At 70.6% G+C, this 2,313-nt stretch carries 4 protein-coding genes and 1 pseudogene; all 5 read right to left on the bottom strand.

The genetic code is table 11. The annotated features are described in order from the left end of the window. Window positions 1-106: 106 nt before the first annotated feature. Window positions 107-232 (bottom strand): hypothetical protein, encoded by a 126-nt coding sequence (locus tag MTQ10_RS31385; RefSeq protein ID WP_374117725.1) that lies wholly within the window; start codon window positions 230-232, stop codon window positions 107-109. A 222-nt stretch (window positions 233-454) separates the two neighbouring features. After that, on the bottom strand, window positions 455-598 hold the full coding sequence (locus MTQ10_RS31565) for a hypothetical protein (RefSeq protein ID WP_247473626.1): 144 nt from the start codon (window positions 596-598) through the stop codon (window positions 455-457). Between the two features lie 103 nt (window positions 599-701). Then, window positions 702-776 (bottom strand): annotated as a pseudogene (locus MTQ10_RS31560) (DUF4265 domain-containing protein); the annotation flags it as partial. A gap of 184 nt (window positions 777-960) precedes the next feature. Then, entirely contained in the window at window positions 961-1,356 is a 396-nt protein-coding gene (locus MTQ10_RS29830) for a hypothetical protein (RefSeq protein ID WP_247473625.1), read from the bottom strand. Between the two features lie 13 nt (window positions 1,357-1,369). After that, window positions 1,370-2,125, bottom strand: a complete 756-nt coding sequence (locus MTQ10_RS29825) for a hypothetical protein (RefSeq protein ID WP_247473623.1) — start codon at window positions 2,123-2,125, stop codon at window positions 1,370-1,372. Between the last annotated feature and the right edge of the window lie 188 nt (window positions 2,126-2,313).

The raw sequence follows: 2,313 nt of genomic DNA, 5'->3' as shown, positions 1-2,313 counted from the left end.
CGTCCGGCCGCGTGCGTGGTGACGCCCGGCGGGCCGACAAATCCCAAACAGGACAGTCGAGACGTCAGTCAGGCGAGGGGTCAGACCCACCAGCGGCGTCACCACGTCACATCCTCACTGTCAGGCGGCGCACCCGCGCGCCTGTCGCCGCGAAGACGAAGTCGTTGACGTCGATCGCGTCCTGCCGCTGCGCCGCCGGACCGTTCGGCGGCATGTCGTTGTGCTCGTGCATCGAGCATCACCTCCGCACCGGAAACTAGGCAGGAGGAAGGCCAACTGACGGACGCATAAGGCATATTCACTCGAAAGGTGGTTCGGCGGGGTCGAACACCCCGGCCGGCCCGACGTGCGCCCACCGGGGTCCGTCAGCGGCGCGGCTGGTTCTCCCGCCAGGCGCGGTGACGCAGCCCTCCTCCATGTCCCACCACTGCTTCTCCACGCCGTGGGAGAGGAGCTACCTGATCCTGCCGAGGTCGGCGTCGTCGGGGAGGGTGAGGGCGACCCTGCGGAACCGTTCGATGTCCTCACCGGTCGCGCCGAGCTTCTCGAAGGCGCCGGGCGCGGTCCGCAGGGCGACGGGGGAGCCGTCGCGGAACACGATCAGGCGGACGGTGCAGTTGCCGGACGCGTGAACGGCCCTTGCCGGCCCAGTGGGTGCCGTCGTCGTCCGTGTCCGTCTCGACGGTGTCGCCGTTGGCGACACCGCGTACGAAGAAAGGGGCGTTGGCCGGCTCCGCCGTGCCGTCGCCACGGTCGACGGCCCACAGGCTCTCCACGCCGGCCGGTGGCCAGTCGTCCTTGGATGTCGAGGCGGAAGCAGACCTTCACATACGCGTCCTCGGTGTCGCTGCTCAAGCCCGACAGCATGCGGGATCACCGCGGCGGGCACGACACCCGGGACGACGAGGGGCCCCGGATCGCTCCGGGGCCCCTCCTCACCTCATGGCGGCCGGTCGCCGCTCAGCCGACGAGACCCACCGACACCAGGCCACCGCCCACGGCGACGGCGCCGGCGATGCCGCGCTGCCACCAGGTGACCTCGTCGGGACGGCCTCGCGTCGCCAGCACCAGGACGGCGTTGGCGGCGAACGCCGGCAGCAGAACGCCGAACAGCGCGAACGTGCCGATCGCGGACAGTGTCCACTCGACGCGCGCGGTCACCGCGCCCACCGCCATCGCGCCGGCGGCGAGCGCGTACAGCACCCCCGACACCAGCGTGACGTCGTCCCTCGTCAACGGGGCGGGACCGCGCCGCTTGTGATGGTTCCAGTGGCGGCGCTCGGTGCCGACGCGCGCCAGCACCATGACCGTCACCTCGACGGCGAGGGCGATCACCGCCACATGCTCGACCGTCATGACGTCACCTCCGTCACTTGCTGCACGCCTGGGAGATCGCGGAGATGCCGATGAACGCCTTGACGGCCTCGCGCTCCTTGGAGCCGACGCGCTTGCCGTTCACGAACCGCCAGATGATGTTCGCCGTCTTCTTCGCGCCGTACCGCTTGAACAGGGCCACCGCGCGGACGACCTTGATGCTGGACCCGGCCGGCGCGAAGCTGATCAGCACGGCCGCGACGGCCGCCCCGCACTTCACGACGAACTTGGTCTTGCCCCACCACCCGAAGGCGGACTTGTGACCGCCCACGACGCTGCCCGTGTTGCCCGTGAGCTGGGCGAGCGTCGCGGCACGCACCTCGGCGTTTGCGAACAGCGGCAGCATCGCGGCCTGCGCCTGGGCGTCGCCCGGGTAGGCGGCCTTGACGAGCTGGTCGGCGGTCGGTTTCGCGGGCAGGGCGGCGAGACGCGCACGCAGCGCGGCCGGGTCGGGCGCGGGCCGGGAAAGGGCGATGTCCAGCGCGGCAGCGAACTGCTCCTCGGTGACGCCGAGTTCGGCCACGCTCTGTGCGAGCGCGGCGCCCTGGGCCTTCTCCTGCGCGGTGAAGTCCGCGTCGTCCGCGACAGCGGCGCTGCTGACGGTGGTCCGCGGCGCCGCCTCCGCGGCATGGGCGCCGGCGGCGGTGGCGAAGAGGGCGCCCGCGGTCACAGCGGCGACGATCATGGCGCTGCTGCGGCGGAAGAAGGTCTGCGGCCGGGTACCGGTGGTCAGCCGGGTACTGGTCGTCATTCGTGAATCCCCGATTTTCGTGTTCAGTTGTGAGGCGTGGAACGCCTCGTGGTCGATTCGACCCTAGAGGTTGTCCCGTAAATGATCTGAGGCATGCAGGCTGACCTGCTCGTTTGCCTGTCATCCGGTGAGGGTGAGGTTGTGCAGGCGGGCGATGCCGAGCATGGCGTGGTGGACGCCGTCGCCTT

It is taken from the genome of Streptomyces sp. XM83C (genome assembly GCF_023072675.1).
Taxonomy (GTDB): Bacteria; Actinomycetota; Actinomycetes; order Streptomycetales; family Streptomycetaceae; genus Streptomyces; species Streptomyces thermocoprophilus.
Note: the sequence above shows the minus strand (reverse complement) of the source record. Positions and strands in the feature narration are given on the sequence as shown.